Annotated in this window: 15 protein-coding genes; 7 read left to right on the forward strand and 8 right to left on the reverse strand. The window is 65.5% G+C overall.

Annotated elements, in window-relative coordinates:
- The first annotated feature begins 60 nt into the window (after positions 1-60).
- Together GTZ99_RS02475 and GTZ99_RS02480 are read left to right on the forward strand one after the other, a co-directional pair.
- Complete coding sequence (locus GTZ99_RS02475) at positions 61-1,890, forward strand: DEAD/DEAH box helicase (protein ID WP_161716686.1); 1,830 nt, start codon at positions 61-63, stop codon at positions 1,888-1,890.
- A gap of 5 nt (positions 1,891-1,895) precedes the next feature.
- Entirely contained in the window at positions 1,896-3,107 is a 1,212-nt protein-coding gene (locus GTZ99_RS02480; RefSeq protein WP_161716687.1) for a BaiN/RdsA family NAD(P)/FAD-dependent oxidoreductase, read from the forward strand.
- Here the strand turns inward: GTZ99_RS02480 and GTZ99_RS02485 are convergent.
- Genes GTZ99_RS02485 through GTZ99_RS02505 form a run of 5 tightly spaced genes read right to left on the reverse strand, consistent with a single transcriptional unit; the run spans position 3,096 to position 7,518 of the window.
- Positions 3,096-3,440, reverse strand: a complete 345-nt coding sequence (locus tag GTZ99_RS02485; protein ID WP_161716688.1) for a GFA family protein — start codon at positions 3,438-3,440, stop codon at positions 3,096-3,098. The two genes, GTZ99_RS02480 and GTZ99_RS02485, sit on opposite strands and share 12 nt — an antisense overlap.
- A gap of 5 nt (positions 3,441-3,445) precedes the next feature.
- Entirely contained in the window at positions 3,446-3,871 is a 426-nt protein-coding gene (locus GTZ99_RS02490; RefSeq protein ID WP_161716689.1) for a c-type cytochrome, read from the reverse strand.
- Complete coding sequence (locus tag GTZ99_RS02495; protein ID WP_161716690.1) at positions 3,871-5,421, reverse strand: FAD-binding oxidoreductase; 1,551 nt, start codon at positions 5,419-5,421, stop codon at positions 3,871-3,873. Before GTZ99_RS02495 ends, GTZ99_RS02490 begins: the two co-directional genes overlap by 1 nt.
- Positions 5,418-6,674 carry an MFS transporter gene (locus tag GTZ99_RS02500; protein ID WP_227711031.1) on the reverse strand — a complete coding sequence of 419 codons (1,257 nt, stop codon included), beginning with the start codon at positions 6,672-6,674 and terminating at the stop codon, positions 5,418-5,420. Before GTZ99_RS02500 ends, GTZ99_RS02495 begins: the two co-directional genes overlap by 4 nt.
- Positions 6,649-7,518, reverse strand: coding sequence for an SMP-30/gluconolactonase/LRE family protein (locus GTZ99_RS02505; RefSeq protein WP_161716692.1), 870 nt, complete (start codon positions 7,516-7,518; stop codon positions 6,649-6,651). Before GTZ99_RS02505 ends, GTZ99_RS02500 begins: the two co-directional genes overlap by 26 nt.
- A gap of 68 nt (positions 7,519-7,586) precedes the next feature.
- On the opposite strand from GTZ99_RS02505, the gene GTZ99_RS02510 reads away from it, so the two are divergent.
- From GTZ99_RS02510 to GTZ99_RS02520, 3 genes are all read left to right on the forward strand, one after another.
- Positions 7,587-8,177, forward strand: coding sequence for a TetR family transcriptional regulator (locus GTZ99_RS02510; protein ID WP_161716693.1), 591 nt, complete (start codon positions 7,587-7,589; stop codon positions 8,175-8,177).
- A gap of 127 nt (positions 8,178-8,304) precedes the next feature.
- Complete coding sequence (locus tag GTZ99_RS02515; protein WP_161716694.1) at positions 8,305-10,770, forward strand: TonB-dependent receptor; 2,466 nt, start codon at positions 8,305-8,307, stop codon at positions 10,768-10,770.
- Positions 10,771-10,787: 17 nt separating this feature from the next.
- Positions 10,788-11,942 (forward strand): oxidoreductase, encoded by a 1,155-nt coding sequence (locus tag GTZ99_RS02520; protein ID WP_161716695.1) that lies wholly within the window; start codon positions 10,788-10,790, stop codon positions 11,940-11,942.
- Between the two features lie 9 nt (positions 11,943-11,951).
- Here the strand turns inward: GTZ99_RS02520 and GTZ99_RS02525 are convergent, their stop codons facing one another.
- Entirely contained in the window at positions 11,952-12,530 is a 579-nt protein-coding gene (locus GTZ99_RS02525; RefSeq protein ID WP_161716696.1) for a TetR/AcrR family transcriptional regulator, read from the reverse strand.
- Positions 12,531-12,659: 129 nt separating this feature from the next.
- Here GTZ99_RS02525 and GTZ99_RS02530 point away from each other — a divergent pair, with 129 nt between their 5' ends.
- Positions 12,660-13,712 (forward strand): aromatic ring-hydroxylating dioxygenase subunit alpha, encoded by a 1,053-nt coding sequence (locus GTZ99_RS02530; RefSeq protein ID WP_161716697.1) that lies wholly within the window; start codon positions 12,660-12,662, stop codon positions 13,710-13,712.
- Entirely contained in the window at positions 13,709-14,737 is a 1,029-nt protein-coding gene (locus GTZ99_RS02535; protein WP_161716698.1) for an aromatic ring-hydroxylating dioxygenase subunit alpha, read from the forward strand. Before GTZ99_RS02530 ends, GTZ99_RS02535 begins: the two co-directional genes overlap by 4 nt.
- 1 nt (position 14,738) lies before the next feature.
- On the opposite strand, the gene GTZ99_RS02540 is transcribed toward GTZ99_RS02535, so the two are convergent.
- Together GTZ99_RS02540 and GTZ99_RS02545 are read right to left on the reverse strand one after the other, a co-directional pair.
- Positions 14,739-15,293, reverse strand: a complete 555-nt coding sequence (locus GTZ99_RS02540) for a hypothetical protein (RefSeq protein ID WP_161716699.1) — start codon at positions 15,291-15,293, stop codon at positions 14,739-14,741.
- A gap of 19 nt (positions 15,294-15,312) precedes the next feature.
- On the reverse strand, positions 15,313-16,734 hold the full coding sequence (locus GTZ99_RS02545; RefSeq protein ID WP_161716700.1) for an MBOAT family O-acyltransferase: 1,422 nt from the start codon (positions 16,732-16,734) through the stop codon (positions 15,313-15,315).
- Positions 16,735-16,758 lie beyond the last annotated feature (24 nt).

A 16,758-nucleotide genomic window follows, 5' to 3' on the forward strand; every position in this document is an offset into this window, starting at 1 on the left:
CGCCGTTATCCTTTTCTTCCCCGGTGCTGGCGCCGCCAGCCCCCTATTGCCGAGTGCTGCATGCCTTTTTCGACTTTGCCCGAACCGATTGTCGCTGCCCTTACTGAAAAGGGTTACGCCCAGCCTACCTCCGTCCAAGCCGCCGTGATGGAACCCGAAGCCACCGGCCGTGACCTGCTGGTCTCGGCCCAGACGGGTTCGGGCAAGACGGTCGCCTTTGGTCTGGCGATGGCCAATGACTTGCTGGCCGATGGTGGCCCCGGCTATGTCACCGCGCCGCTGGCGCTGGTGGTGGCGCCCACGCGCGAACTGGCGCTGCAGGTGTCCAAGGAGCTGGAGTGGCTGTTTGCCCAGGCCCGCCTGCGCATCGTCACCTGCGTTGGCGGCATGGACCCGATCCGCGAACGCCGCGCGCTGCATGGCGGCGCGCATATCGTCGTCGGCACGCCGGGCCGTCTGCGCGACCATCAGGAGCGCGGCGCGCTGGACCTGTCGGCCCTGCGCTTTGTCGTGCTGGACGAAGCCGACGAGATGCTGGACATGGGCTTCCGCGAGGATCTGGAGCAGTTGCTGGACGCGACCCCCGAAACCCGCCGCACGTTCCTCTTCTCTGCCACCATGCCCAAGCCGATCGTGGCGATGGCCCGCCGTTACCAGAACGACGCGCTGCGCATCTCGACCATCGACGAGCGTCAGGGCCATGGCGACATCACCTATCAGGCGATGGCCGTGTCGCCGTCCGACATCGAACATGCCGTGGTCAACCTGCTGCGCTTCCACGAGGCCGAGACGGCGATGCTGTTCTGTGCCACGCGTGACAATGTGAACCACCTGCACGCCACGCTGAACGAGCGCGGTTTTGCCGCCGTTGCCCTGTCGGGTGAGCACAGCCAGAACGAGCGTAACCGCGCGTTGCAGGCGCTGCGCGATGGCCGCGCGCGTGTGTGTGTGGCCACGGACGTTGCCGCGCGCGGCATCGACATCGCCACGCTGAATCTGGTGGTGCATGTGGAAATCCCGCGTGACGCTGAAACCTTGCAGCACCGTTCGGGCCGCACGGGTCGCGCCGGCCGCAAGGGCACGGCCGTGCTGATCGTGCCTTATCCGCGCCGTCGCCGGGTGGAAATGATGCTGCGCGGCGCGCGCATTGACGCTGAATGGGTGCCGGTGCCCGGCGCCGATGCCATCCGCGAGCGTGACGCCGAGCGTATGCTGGGCCGCATGATCGCCACGGTCGAGGAGCCGAGCGAGCACGAGCTGGCCACCGCCGAGCGCCTGCTGGCCGAAAAGACCCCGCAGGAACTGGCGCTGGCGCTGGTGCGCGCCCATATGGCCACCCTGCCGCAGCCCGAGGACATGGCCGACACGGGCGAAATGCCCGAACGTGGCCGCCGCCGCGAAGGCTTTGACGAGGTGGTGTGGTTCCGCATGGACATCGGCCGCCGTCAGAACGCCGATCCGCGCTGGCTGTTGCCGTTGCTGTGCCGCCGTGGCCATGTGTCGCGCAATGAAATCGGCGCGATCCGCATTTCGGCCAATCAGACGCATTTCCAGATCCCCAATGCGATCGCCGCCCGGTTCAGTGCCGCGCTGGCCCGCACCGCGCAGGAAGGCGCCGAGGACGAGAGCGGCATCCACATCGAGCTGTCGCCCGACACTCCGCGCGAAGTCGCCCGCACGAATGCGCGTGGTGGCAATGATCGTCCGCAGCGTGGGCCTCGTCCCGGTGGTTCGGGCGGCCCGCGTGGCAACCGCGAGGGCGGCCGTGAATTCGGCGGTCGTGGGGGCCCGGGCGGTGAGGGCGGTCGCGGTGGACGCGGTGGTTACGGCGAAAGCCGTGGCGCCCCGCGTGGTCCGCGCAGCGCCGGTGGGGATCGCGGCGGCTACTGACGGCAATGGAGCGTGGTGCGACACATGATGTGATCGTGCTGGGCGCGGGGGCGGCGGGCTTGATGTGCGCCGCTCTTGCCGGTCAGCGCGGTGCGCGTGTTCTGGTGATCGACCACGCCGAAGCGCCGGGCAAGAAGATCCTGATTTCGGGTGGCGGGCGTTGCAACTTTACCAATCTGGGCGCGACCCATGATCGGTATCTGTCGCAAAACCGCCATTTCGCCCGTTCGGCCCTGTCGCGCTATACGCCCGCCGATTTTCTGGCGCTGGTGGAAAAACACGGCATCGCCTGGCATGAAAAGACGCTGGGCCAGCTGTTTTGCGATGGTTCGGCGCGGCAGATCGTGGCGATGCTGCTGGCCGAGTGCGAGGCGGGCGGGGTGCAATTGGCGCTGGCCTGCCCGGTGCGCGAGGTGGCCCATGGCGATGGCCTGTTCCGCGTGGCCCATGGTGAGCGTGTGGCTGTTGCCCGCGCTTTGGTGATCGCCACGGGCGGTCCGGCGATCCCGCAAATGGGCGCGACCAGCTTTGCCTATGATCTGGCACGGCAATTCGGGCAAAAGGTGGTGCAGCCGCGCCCGGCGCTTGTGCCGTTGACGCTGGGTCCAGAGGAAGCGCTGTTCCGCGAATTGTCGGGCGTGGCCGCCCCGGTCGAGGTGCGCACCAGCCACCCCGAATTGGGCAAGGCCAAATTTGCCGAGGCGGCGCTGTTCACCCATCGCGGGTTGTCGGGTCCGGCGATTTTGCAAATCTCATCCTATTGGCAGCGCGGACAGGCGGTGGCGGTGAATTTTACCCCCGGCCGGGCCGAGGACTGGCTGACCGCTGCCAAGCGCGCCCATCCCCGCGCCCAACCGCGCCGCATTCTGGGCGAGGCTTTGCCCGACCGTCTGGTGCAGGCGCTGTGTGAACGGCTGGACCTGTCGGGCGAGATGGGGGCGATCACCGACAAGGTGTTGCTGACGGCGGCGCGGCGGATGGCCGACTGGCCGTTCCACCCCACCGGCACCGAAGGCTTTGCCAAGGCCGAGGTGACCGCCGGCGGCATCGCCACCGATGGCCTGTCATCCAAAACCATGGCGTTCAAGGGCGTGCCGGGCCTGTACGCCATCGGCGAGGCGGTGGATGTCACCGGCTGGCTGGGCGGCTATAACTTCCAATGGGCATGGGCCAGCGCCCATGCGGCGGCGGTGGATATTGCGGCGCTAAACCTCTGATCCCTTTATCAGGATCGGGGTCAGGCTGGTCAGGTCCAGATCGGTCAGGCACCCGGCGTTGACCGCGTATTTATCCGGCAGTTTGCGCATGCGGTGAAAGGTGTAGACGCCGCATTCCCGGCAGAAATGGTGCTGGGCCACCTGTGTACCAAATCGATAGGTGGCCAGATGCTCGCGCCCTGACAGGATGTCCAGATCGGCCGCGTCACAGCGCAGCATGATCCCCCCGCGCCGCCGACAGATTGAGCAGTCGCAGCGCACGCTGTGGGCCGGATCGGTGCGGATGGTGAATGTCACCGCCCCGCAGTGGCAGGCGCCGTGATAGCTCTGCATGGGCGCTACTTTTTCCCTTTGCTCAGATAGGCCGCGATGGTGGCCAGTTGCGCGTCCGACACTTCGCCGCGCGGGATGCGGGGCATGTTGCCCATGCCGTTGCGGGCCACCGCGCGGATCAGGTCGGGGGTCAGGTCGTCGCGCGCCTCCAGCATGGCGATGGCAGGCGCCATGCGGCGGGCCAAAATCACCGTGCCCATGCCCATCTGGCGGTGGCACATGCCGCATTTTGCGACAAACAGCGCCTCTGGGGCCGAACGTGACGAGCGGTCCTGCATCGCCCCGCCGGTGGCGTTGCGGATCTGCGTGCCGCCATCAGTAGGCGCAGGGGCCGGGGTGGGTGAGGGGGCGGGCGATTGCGCGACCGCCGCGCCCATACCCGCCACGCCCAGCATGATGGCACCCAGTGCCGCTAACCCCTTGCGGTTCATCACTTTGCCTTTCGTTTGGATTGGGCGCGGCTGGTGGCGGGCCAGATGCCGCTTTTGCCCGGCGCCAGAATGCCGTTGGGGTCCAGCGCGTCCTTCACCCGCTCGTTTAACCGGCGCAGCGCGTGCCCGCCATAGTCATAGGTGTCGGCCACCAGATCCATATATTCGATATGGGTGCGGTATTCGCCGTAATGATGCGCCTGTGCGTCGGCCACCAATGCGCGGAACATCGCGTCCACCCGGCCCATCATCGCGCTGTCATCGCGGTCGAACAGCAATTGGTTGACGTTGGTGATCGACCTTTCGCCAAAGGCAAAGCTGGCGTGATAGTCCATGCCATATTGCTGATAGAGGGCGTAGGTGCGGCGGAACTGGTCCATTGCCAGATCGCCCTTCATCGGCAGGACCGGGGAATAGCCGACATGCCCGCCGCGCCCGCCGTGCCAATTGGCGTTGGCCAGCGGGAAACTGACGGGCACGCCCGAAAAGGGCGAGCCTTCCAGCCCATCGCCCTTGACCCAGCGTTTGGGCTTCATCTTCAGCACGGGCTTGCCGGCAAAGGCGCGCTCGATCTGGCGCAGGGCGGCCTCGGCCATGTCCAGCGGGCCATAGGTGCGCAATTGGACGCTCCACCAGCCGATGTCGAATTTGCGGCGGATGGCGGTGATCACGTCCTCGCCCAAGGGGCCTTTGCTGTCGGTCCACTGGCTGCGGGTGGTCATGACGGCGGCCGAACGCAGCCAATTGCCCATCGAGGGCGATTGCCGGATGATCCCTTCGCGGCGCAAGGGGGCGATGGTGTCGACCGCCCAGCCAAGGTCTTCGGGCTTGTCGAACTCGATGTCGTAACCCAGCACCGCCTCAGGCTCGGGCATCAGCCACAGGCCCAGTTTGGTGACGATGCCGAAATTGGACTGGCAGAACATCTGGTCCCAGCCGGGGCCATAGCCGTTGCGGTACAATTGCCAGTTGGGCGATCCGGCCATCGCACCCATGCCGGTACGGAAGATCTCGCCAGTGGGCAGGACCACCTCCAGCCCGCAGATCTGGGCCGAATGGTCGCCATAGGGGGTATAGCCCACGCCCCGGTCCAGCGCGTTGCCCGCCACCGATCCCCACGAATTGCCCGGCACCGACAGCCAGAACGGCAGGCGGCGCTGTTGCAGGTGGTCATAGAGGTCAAAGAAGCCGACCCCCGGTTCGACCAGCACAGTGCCCGCGTCCGCGTCGACGCTGATCGCCTTGAGCCGGGTCAGGTCCAGCACCACCGCGCCCTTTTGCACCGGGGCCGCCCCGCCATAGCCAAAATTCTTGCCCCGGCTGATCGGCCACAGGGGGATGCGATGGCGGTTGGCGATGCGCACGGCGGCCTGCACCTGCGCGGTGTTGGCCGGCGCGATGGCCGCGCCGGGCATGTGGGTGGCCTCGTCCGGGGAATAATGGTCGGCATAGGCGGCGCGGTCATCGGCGGTGTCAAACACCGCGTCACGCCCCAGCGCCGCGCGCCAATCGGCCAGCGCGGCCTTCAACGCTGCGGGAGATATCGTCATGATCCAGCCTTTTGATTGGAGGAAGTCAGCCGCCACACCTGCGCGGCGATCACCACGGCCAGCGCCACCAGCGCGGTGGCCGCGGCATAGGGCGCGTCGGGCGCAATGGCATAGATCGCGCCAAACAGCGGCGGCAAACAGATGCGGCCCAGCGCGTTGGTGGCCATCGACAGGCCATTGACCGCGCCCTGCATGGCGGGCGGCGTGTTGCGCGAAATCAGCCCGCCCGCGCTGGGAAAGGCGATGGAGTGGCCCATCATCAGGCTGGCCATCAGCGCCACCGCCGCCCAAGGCGCGCGCAGCACCGGCATCAGCGCCATCGAGGCCGCCAGCACGCACAGCCCCGCGATGATCACCCGCGCCTCGCCCCAGCGGCGGGTGGCCGGGCCGATGGCCGTCACCTGCACGGTAAAGCCCGCCACGCCCACCGCGATGAACGCCAGCCCGACCTCATGCGTGGTCCAGCCGAAATTGCGCGCCGTCCACAGGCCATAGACCGCCTCCATCCCGGCAAAGGTGCCGATGCCGATAAAGGTGATGGCAAACAGCCGCGCGAGCAAGGGGCTGGCCCCGACCACCCGGAAGCCTGCGCCAAAATCGGTGGCGGGACGGACCGCGCCGGGCGGATGGCTTTCGCGCAGGACAAACACGCTCCACGCCGAGGCGCCCAGCGCCACCGCGCCCGACACCAGAATCGGCAGGCGAAATCCGGCCAGCCCATCGGCGGGCGTTGCCAGCAATCCGCCCATCGCCGGCCCAATCGCAAAGCCCAGATTGAGCGCCGCCCCGATCAGCCCCATCGCGCGGGCGCGTTGCTGTGGCTGGGTCACATCCGCGACATAGGCCGCGCACACGCCCATCACGCCCGAAAAGAACCCCGTTGCCACCCGGATCGCCAGCGCGCTGTAGAGATCCGGCGCATAGGCAAACGCGCCATAGGACAGCGCGGCGCAGGCCGTGGCCCCGATCAGCACCGGGCGCCGCCCCACCCGGTCGGACAAGCGGCCCCATTGCGTTTCGCCAAACACCCCGCCCAGCGAATAGGCCGCGAACAACAGCGTGATCTGCACCGGGCTGGCACCCAGCGCCGCGCCATAGAACGGCAGCAATGGGATGATCAGGCTGAAGCCGGCAAAGTTGATGAAGACGATGGTCAGCACCAAGAGCAGCGAGCCCCATGGCAGGCCAGGCGCGCTGGGGCTATCAGCCGGCTTTGCGGGTTGCCGGTCACCCGGCATAGCGCGGCTCCGCAATGCCGCGTGTGCCTAGGCCCGTGATGACAAAGGTGTCCCCCCCGCCATCATTGGGCCGCCGCAACAGCGCCAGATCGATCGAGGTGACGTAGAGTTCATCAAGGTTCGGCCCGCCGAACATCACGCTGCTGGGCGCGGCGATGGGCATGTCGATGATCCGCTCGATCCCGCCATCGGGGCGATAGGCCACCACCTTTGCCCCTTCGCAGATGGCGATCCACATCAATCCGTCGGCGTCGACCGTCGCGCCATCGGGGATCCCGCCCAGATCGCGCGTGTCGGCAAACAGGCGGCGGTTGTGCGCCGTGCCGGTGGTGATGTCATAGTCATAGGCATAGATATGATACGGCAGGCTGTCCGAAAAGTACAAGGTGCGATTGTCCGGCGACCAGCATGGCCCATTGCTGATGGCGATGCCGCGATCCAGTTCGCGCAAGGCATGGTCCGCGTCCAGTGCGTACAGCGTGCCATAGGGCTGGCAGTCGCCAATGTCGCTGTCGCCAGAGCCGACGATAAAGCGGCCCGCGCGGTCCACCTTGCCATCATTCATCTGGGCGCGGGGGTGGATATGGCTGGCTGGCGCCAGCATGCTGACCGCGCCGGTGGTGAAATCCAGCGTGTGCACCCCATCCTTGAGCGCGACAATCGCTCCGCCATCACGCCGCAGTGCCATCGAGCCGACAATCGCGCCGGTATCCCAGCTTTGCGTCTGTTGGGTGGCGGGGTCATAGCGGTGCACCGCCTTGCCCACGATATCGATGAAATACAGCGCCTGTTCGGCTTCATCCCATAGCGGGCCTTCGCCAACCAGACAGTGTACGGTTGGCACGCGTTCAATTTTCATGGGCCATCCTCTGCGAATCGCGGTATGGTTCCGCGTGTTTATATTTATCGACGATAAGGAAGCGTGTTTTGGAGGTCAAGCGAGTAAGCCGTGCCGGACGCCCCCGCCGCGACGAGCGCGGGCTGGATGTCGAGCGCATCACCACCGAGGCCTGGGCGATCGTTAATCGCGAAGGGGTGGCGGCTTTGTCCACCCGCGCACTGGCCGCCGCGCTGAACGTCAAGAGCCCCGCGCTGTACTGGCACGTCAAGAGCAAGGAGGAGCTGTTCGCGCTGATGATGGAGCATCTGTTGCGTCACAGCTTTGACGGGGTGGACGAGAATTTGCCTTGGAAGCAGTGGCTGCACGACATGGCGATGCGACAGCACGGTTTGCTGCTATCCAACCGGGATAGCGGCATAATTGCCACACTGGCCCCGCCCAGTGACCGTGTGCGCGAGGAGGTTTTTCCGCGTTTGATGGGCCCGTTGTTGCAACAAGGTTTTGCCCCACGCGTGGCCAGTGCGGCGGCGGGTGGATTGATCAGTCTGGTGCTGGGCTGGGTGATCTATGAGCAACGGCCTGAAACCTATGCCTTTATGGCCTCCTACCACGAGCCGGCCTATGGTTTTGCCTTTGCGCTGGACAGCTATGTCAAGGGGATTGCGGTGAACTACTGATGGGGCGGGGCGGGTGGTCTGGATACCATTCTAACATCTGATACGATTTTGGTTGCGGGTTTATTTAGCACTGATAGTCTGAGCCTCAGAATCAGCCGGAACAATCCGGCGATCACAGGAGAGGAAGATGACAACCAGCATGGCTCGATTCCGGGCCGGCGCGGGTGCGCTGGCTATTGCTCTGGCAGGTGGCCTCGCCACCGGCGCGCAGGCGCAAATCTCGCCGGGGTATGACATGGCGCAGGCGCCCAGCGGCCCCACCACTGCCGAAATCGTCGTAACCGCGCAGTTCCGCTCGCAGCGGTTGCAGGATACGCCGCTCTCGATCACGGCGGTGACGGCCACCACGCTGCAGGCGCGCGATCAGCGCTCGATCGCCGATCTGGGCCAGTTCGCGCCCAATGTGAACATCTCGCAGGGCAGCTCGTTGTACGGCAACGCGGTGTCGGCGTTCATTCGCGGCGTGGGCCAGAATGACTCGAATTTCGCGCTGGAACCGGGCGTTGGCATCTATATCGACGATGTCTATTACGGCACCACCTTTGGCGCGGTGATGGATCTGACCGATCTGGAACGCGCCGAAATCCTGCGCGGGCCGCAGGGCACGCTGGCGGGCAAGAACTCGATCGGCGGCGCGCTCAAGCTGTATACCAAGAAGCCCAACGACACCGACACCGGCTATGTCGAGGCGACCTATGGCCGCTTCAACCGCTATGACCTGCGCGCCAGCGGCAATTTCAAGCTGGCCGATGGCTGGTACGTCCGCATTTCGGGCATCGCCAAGGGCAGCGAAGGGTACATGAAGCTGCTGGATTATGGCTGTGCCAATCCGGGCAGCGGTATTGCCTCGCAGGCGCGGTCGGGTGGCAATTGCCAGACCGGCAGCGAAGGTGGCGGCAACGTCAAGGCGCTGCGCGCCGCGCTGCGTTTCGCACCTGCCGGTTCGCCGTGGGAGGTCAACATTTCGGCTGACGTCTCGACTGACAAGTCCGAGGCCGTGGCGACCAAGCTGCTGTACGCCAACAACAGCGCGGTGCGCAGCTATGTCGCGGCAAATCCCACCGGGGGCGTGCCGTTCGACAGCCGCTTTATCACGCCTGCCGGCAGCTACACTTCATACGCCAGCTATTGCAACGGCGGCAATTACACGACCGTGTTTGGCTTCCCCTATCAGGTGACGCCCGGTTTCTGCGCCAGCCCGACCTCCAGCGCGGACAGTTGGGGCGTGTCGGCGGCCATCGATTACAAGCTGAGCGAGAGCCTGGCGCTGAAATCGATCACCGCCTACCGCGAGGCCAAGGGTGAGGCCGGGATCGATGTCGACGGCTCGCCACTGGATATCCTGACCGAAAGCGTGCGGATGAGCCACAAGCAGTTCACGCAGGAATTGCGCCTGTCGGGCAAGATGGGCGGGCTGCTGGATTTCACGCTGGGCGGCTATTATTACAAGGCCAGCGACCGTCAGGCGATGCGGGTGGAAATCCCCAGCGTGATGATGGACTTCCTGACCAATGACCCGGTCAGCAATGAAAGCGTATCGGTCTTTGCCCATACCGAATGGCATCTGGCGCCCAAGCTGAACCTGATCGGTGGCTTGCGCTATACCCATGACGACAAGACCTATACCTTCCACCGCTACAACACCGACGGGTCGTTGCCGACGGCTGGGCCTTTCGTCGATGTGGCGGGCACCAGCTATCCGGCATCGTGGGTGGCGTTGCCGCTGGGCGGTCCGGCACGGCTGATCTTCCCGCAGAACTTTCTGGTGGCGGGGCTGGATGGTGTGGCTGGCCGTTATAAAAAGGGGCAGGTCGACTGGCGCATTGGCCTGAACTACCGCTTCAGCCCGGAACTGATGACCTATGCGCAGGTGTCCACCGGGTTCAAGGGCGGCGGCATCAGTCCCACGCCCTATGTTGCCGATCAGGCGCGGTCGTTTAACCCGGAAAAGGTGACGGCCTATGAAATCGGCTTCAAGGCGGACCTGTTCGGGCGCAAGCTGCGGCTGAATGGCGCGGCGTTCTATAACGATTACCGCGACATGCAAATGACGCTCTATGTCTGCCCGGTCAGCGTTTCGCCCAGCCCCTGCTCGCTGCGCGCCAATGCTGGCAACGCCAAGGTCAAGGGGCTGGAACTGGAGGCCTCGCTGCGCCCGGTCGAGGGGCTGAGCATTGATGCCAATATCGGCTATCTGGACTTTGAATATGGGCGTGTGGACCCGAACACCGGCGTGACCGCCGGCATGAAGGCGCCATTCAACGCCGAATGGCAGGCATCGGCGGGGATTTCCTATCGTATGCCCTTTGCCGGGGGCAGCCTGACGCCGCGTCTGGACTGGGACTATCGTTCCAGCTTCTACAACAACGCGGTCAATCTGCCGCTGAACAATGTGGCGGGCCGCAGCCTGTTCAACGCGCGCCTGACCTATGAACCGGCGGACAAGGTGTGGAGCGTCAGCCTGGGCGTCACCAATCTGTTCGACAAATATTACATGAATGCCGTGAACGAAAACGCCAGCAATTATGGTGTGGTGACCGGCGTGCTGGGCCGCCCGCGTGAGTGGTCGGTCTCGGTCCGCCGCAACTTCTGATCGCGGAGGGAACGGGCATGACACAGGCGGAAGGCGCGCGCATCGGGCGATCGGTGCTGTTCACGCCATGGGCGGCGCGGGGCGTTGCGCTGGCCAACCGCTTTGTCATGCCCGCGATGCAAAGGGGGGCCTGCGCTGCGGGTGCCCCTTTGCCCGCATTGGCAGACTATTACCGGCGGCGGGTGCAGGGCGGGGTGGGGCTGATCATCGGCGAAAGCTGTGCGATCGATCACCCCTCGGCCACGTGCCAACCGGCGGCGGCGCGCATGGCCGCCGATACACAGGCCGCATGGGCGCATTGTGTGGCGGGCGTGCGCGATGCGGGCGGGCATTTGCTGATCCAGCTGTGGCACGAGGGCGCGCTGCGCCGGGCCGATGATGGCGGCACGATCAGCCCTTCGGGTCTGGCGCGGCCGGGGCAGGACAATGGCCGCGCGGCAACGCTGGCCGAACTGGTGGAGCTGCGCGAGGCCTATGCCACGGCGGCGCGGCGGGCGCAGGATATCGGCGCGGCCGGTGTCGAGGTGCATTGCGCCCACGGCTATTTGCTGGACCAGTTTTTATGGGCAGGCACCAACCGGCGCGAGGATGGCTATGGCGGGGATGTCATGGCTGACCGCCTGCGCTTTCCGGCCGAGGTGGTGGCCGCGGTGCGCGCCGCCTGTGGGCCGGACTTTCTGATTTCCTTGCGCTTTTCCCAATGGAAAGAGGTGGATTACACCGCCCGCATCGCGCCAACGCCTGATGATCTGGCGCTGTTGGCGACGACCTTCGAGGTGGCGGGGGTGGATGTGTTCCATGCCTCGACCCGGAGGTTCTGGACGCCCGAGTGGGAGGGCGATCCGCGTGGGCTGGCCGGGTGGCTGAAGGCGTTCACGCGAAAGCCGGTGATCGCCGTGGGCAGCGCCGGGCTGGATATTGACGTGATGGCCACCTTCACCGGCAGCGACGAACCGCGCCCGCGCGTGGCCGAAACCATGGCCGAGGCCGAGCGGCGGATGGCGGCGGGTGAGTTTGACCTGTTGGCGGTGGGGCGCGCGCTGATCGGTGACCCCGATTTCGTTGCCAAGGTGGGCGAGGGCCGGGATGGGGATGTGCGCGGCTTTGTACGGGCGGATCTGGGCCAGATGGAATGGGACGCCGACATTGTCGAGGGCGCCCATCACGAATAAGGCGGCGCTTTAACCCTGCGGCCAACCGGCGATCAGCGCGTCCAGACTGCGCATCGCCACCGCCTCGACATCATATTGCGCACTCAGGCGGCGGCCCTTGCCCTGGGTCAGCGTGGTCCAGCCGGTCACCAGCGACTGCACCGCCGCCTGCAACTGCATCAGCCGCTCCATATCCGCCGCGTCACGGGCAAAGGGTGCCAATCCGCCGCGCAATGCCGCCTGCATCCGATCATAGCCGTCCGCGCTTTGCTCTGTGGACAGGATCAGCAACGGGACATGCGGCGTTTCGCACTGCACCTGCCAGATCGCCCGGCCAAAGGCGCGCAGCCATTCGGTCGCGCTGTTGCAGGCGCCGATGCGCGTCAGGCAACTGGAAAACAGGTGCTCCATGACGGCGGCCATCAGTGCGGCCTTGTCCGGAAAGTGCCAGTAGAGTGTCGGTGCGGAAATCCCCAGCCGGGTTGCCAGTTTGCGCATCGACAGGCCCTCTGGCCCCTCTTCGTGCAGCAGCGCGATCGTGGTGGCGATGACGCCTTCGCGGGTGATGCCGGGGGCGGCTTTTTTCGCCTTTGCCGGGGTGGCGGGCATGGGTGTGTTGTCCTGTGCTTGACCATATCCGGCGAATCGCCTAACAGTGTTAGAGAAGCCGGCGGCGCTGTTCGGACGGAGACATAAACGCTGCGTCTCCATCCCGCCAGACCGGTAGGGGAGAGCGTGATGTATCCATTTACCCCGGGCAGCTATGCGCCCGCGAACGGCTGGTACGTGGCCGCCTTTTGCAACGAGATCGGCGAAGAGCTGCTCAGCCGCTGGATTTTGAACCAGCCGGTGGTGCTGTACCGCAAGGGCGATGGCACCGCGGTGGCGGTGGAGGGGCGCTGCCCGCACCGCCACTATCCGCTGGGCGCCAGCAAGCGGGTGGGCGACGCGATCCAATGCGGTTATCACGGCATCACCTTTGACGCGGGCGGCAAATGCACCTTTGTCCCCAGTCAGCAGACCGTGCCGGGCGTCTATGGCATCCGCGCTTATCCCTTGGTCGAACGCGGCCTGTGGGCGTGGATCTGGCCCGGCGACCCGGACAAGGCGGATGAAAGCCTGATCCCTGACATGACCGAGATCGGCTATGACCTGCCCGGCTATTACGCCCGGCCGTTCTATTACCATCATGTCGAGGGGCGCTATCAATTGCTCAACGACAATCTGCTGGATCTGACGCATCTGGGCTATTTGCACGCCAGCTCGATCGGCACGCCCGATGACGCCGCCACCCCCGAAGAGCGCGAGGTGACCGACCGCTATATCCGCAGCCGCCGCTATATGCGCAACACGCCGCCCCCGCCCGTGATGCAGGAGCGCGGCTGGGTCGAGGGGCCGATTGACCGGATTTCGGGCATGGATTTCCACTTTCCGGGGTTCCACGCGGGGATCGGCGATGTGCGCGTGGCAGAGGGCCAACCGCGCGCGGGTGCGTTGTTGCGCTCCAGCCGGGTGTGGCACGCGGTGACACCGGCCACCAAAACCACCACCAACTATTTCTTTGGCATGGCCAGCCCTGACCGGGACAGCGTGGATGACGCGGTGGAATATCTGAAACCCGTTCTGGCCGAGGACATTTTCGCCACCGTCGAGATCGAGAAGATCATCACCACACTGGACGAATTGCCGAGCGAACTGATGCTGAAAAGCGATGGCACGGCGGTGCTGGGCCGCCGCGCGCTGCAACGCATGATGGATGCCGAACGCGCCGAACGGGAGGCCGCACAATGACCTATGCGCGCAATGTCTGGTATGTCGCCGGGTGGGAGATGGATCTGGCGGTGGATACGCCAATGGCGATCACCATCCTGAACCAGCCTTTGGTGATCTGGCGCGATGGGGCGGGCGATGTCCATGCGCTGGAGGACCGCTGTGTCCACCGCCACGCGCCGCTCTCGCTGGGCCGGTGCGAGGGGGCCAATCTGCGCTGCATGTACCACGGGCTGTTGTTTGGCCCCGATGGCGTGGTCAGCGAAATCCCCGGACAGGAGAAAATCCCGCCGCAGGCCCGTGTCCGCGCCTATCCGGTCATGGTGCGGCACAGCTGGATCTGGGTGTGGATGGGCGATCCGTCGCTGGCCGATGTGGCGCTGATTCCGCCGGCGGTGGGCTATGACGATGGCGATTACATCTTGGGTCACGGCCAGTTGGATTATGATGCGCCCGCCCGGCTGATCAACGATAACCTATTGGATTTCAGCCATCTGACCTATGTTCACGCGGCCAGTTTTCAGGCCGGGCCGGTGTTCGCGCAAAGCCTGCCGGTGATCGAGCCGCTGGCGCGCGGCGTGCGGATTTCGCGCTGGACGCAGAACACGCCTGCCCAGCGCGCCCGCAGTGCGCCTGAGCTTTACGACAATTACATGTGCTATGATTTCCTGCTGCCGGGCGTGTTGCTGATGTGGTCGGCCAGCTATGCCGTAGGGACGGCGGTGGCGCTGGATTTTGGCGTGCCGGACAAGGGCGCGGCGCTGACCGGGTTGAACCACACCAGCCAGGCGGTGACGCCGATGAGCGATGGCACGGCGCGCTATTTCTTCAACTGGGGGCCGCACCGGGCACATGGCGACGTGGCGATGCGCGACGGGATGATGGCGCTGGCCGCACAGGCTTTTGCCGAGGACAAGGTGATGATCGAGGCGCAGGCCAAGGTAATCGCCCGCGATCCGTCCCGACCGATCATGCCCACCGCGCATGACCGCGCCGTGACGCTGTTCAACCGCCTGGTGGAACGGATGGTGGCGCAGGAGGCCTAGTTCAGCCGTTTTGGTCGGGGCGGGCAGGCGGCTGCCCCGGCCAGCGCGCCTCACGCAAGGCGCGCCACGTCGCCGCGCCCCGCGCCACCGGCTGATCCAGCCCATAGCGGGCGGTGGCATCATGCCAGCTTTGGATCGCGGTCAGCACCGGCGCGGAAAAGGGCGTCACCGGCTGTTGATTGGCCCAATTGGTCAGCGCATGCGTATTGCCCAGCAACAGCACCGGCTGGCTGATCAGCATGATCCCCAGCGCCCAACGCAGCGCCGACACACGCGGCGCGGCCCATAAAGGCGCTTCCTCGATCCGGGGATCGCCAATGTCCACCGGCGAATGGCCAAACGGCAGGCCACAGGCTGCAACGCGCGCGGGTCTGGGCGCGGGCGCCGGGGCTGGTTCGGGTTCGGGGGCTGGTGGGGCGGTGTCGATCTCGGCCGCGATTTGCGCTGCCACGTCCGCTTCCAGCTCAACCGGCTTGGCCTTGGGGCGGGCGATGCGGGGTTTGGCCTTCAATGGTTTGCGCGCCGGGCGGGTCGGCGTCTTGCGGTTCTTGCTCATCGCGTGTCCTCCCCGGTGTTTAGAACTGGAAATAGATGAACGGCGCGACGCCATCGGGGCGCATCGCCTCGACCAGCATCAGGCATCCGGCCAAGAGCAGCGCGACCGCCCAAGCCGGTGCCAGACGCAGCCGCAGCGCGATGGCGGGCATCAGGCGCGGCGGGCCAAAATGCAGCCCCATGCCCAGCAGCATCAGCCCCACCACCAGCGGCCCCGCGGTCACCGCGCCCGGCGCCAGCGCCGCCAATCCGCCCAGATAGGCCATGCTGTCGGCAAAGCTGGCACAACGGAAAAAGATCCACGCCAGCGTGACAATGTGAAAGGTGAACACCACTCCCAGCCAGTGCGGCACATGGGGCAGGTTGGCGGGGCGGAATTCCTTCCACAGGCGTTCGGCGATCAGCATGCCGCCATGGATCATGCCCCAGATGACAAAGTTCCAGCTGGCCCCATGCCACAGCCCGCCCAGCACCATCGTCAGCCCCAGCGACAGGCAGGTGCGCGCCAGCCCGTGCCGCGATCCGCCCAGCGGGATATACAGGTAATCGCGCAGCCAACTGGACAGGGAGATGTGCCAGCGCCGCCAGAAATCCTGCAAGCTGGCCGCGCGATAGGGCTGATCGAAATTGCGCGGGAAACGGTATCCCAGCAGCGCCGCCAGCCCGATCGCCGTATCGGTATAGGCGGAAAAGTCACAATAGATCTGCACCGCATAGGCATAGGCGCCCAGCAGCAAATCAAGGCTGCCATGCTTGGCCGGGTCGGCAAACAGCGGGTCGACAAAGGCGATCGAGATTTCCGAGGCGATCACCGCCTTTTTGAACACGCCCCACACGATCAGCAACAGCCCCATCGCCACCATCTCGCGCGTCAGGCGGGGGGCGGTCTGGAACTGCGGGATCAGATGGGTGGGGCGGACAATTGGCCCGGCCAGCAGATGCGGGAAAAAGCACATCAGCAGCGTCAGATCCAGCAACCGCGCCGGGGGCGTGTCGCGCCGATAGATGTCCACCAGATAGCCGATCCCCTGAAAGGTGAAGAACGACACCCCCACCGGCAGGATGATCTCCAGCACCGGCAGATCGCGTTCCCACCCCATCGAGGTCAGCACGGGCGCCAGTTGCAGGACAAAGAAGTTGTAATATTTGAACAGGCCCAGCACGCCCAGATTGAACACCAGACCCGCCGTCAGCCACAGCTTTTGCCGCCCCTGTTGCCCTTCATTCGCGTGGATCGCGTTGCCCGCTATCCAGTTCAGCGCGCTGGAGAGCAGCAGCAGGCTGACAAAGCGCCAGTCCCACGCGCCGTAAAAAATCCAGCTGGCCACCAGCAGGCCGATCTTGCGCCATTCGATCTGCCATTCCGCGGACCCGCGCAGGCTCCATGAAAACAGGAACACCGCCACAAAGAACAGGTGAAAGGCAAGCGTGGGAAACAGCATTGGACAGGCGGCTCAGGCGTTGGG

The sequence above is a fragment of the Novosphingobium ovatum genome (assembly GCF_009909235.1).
GTDB classification, from domain to species: Bacteria; Pseudomonadota; Alphaproteobacteria; order Sphingomonadales; family Sphingomonadaceae; genus Novosphingobium; species Novosphingobium ovatum.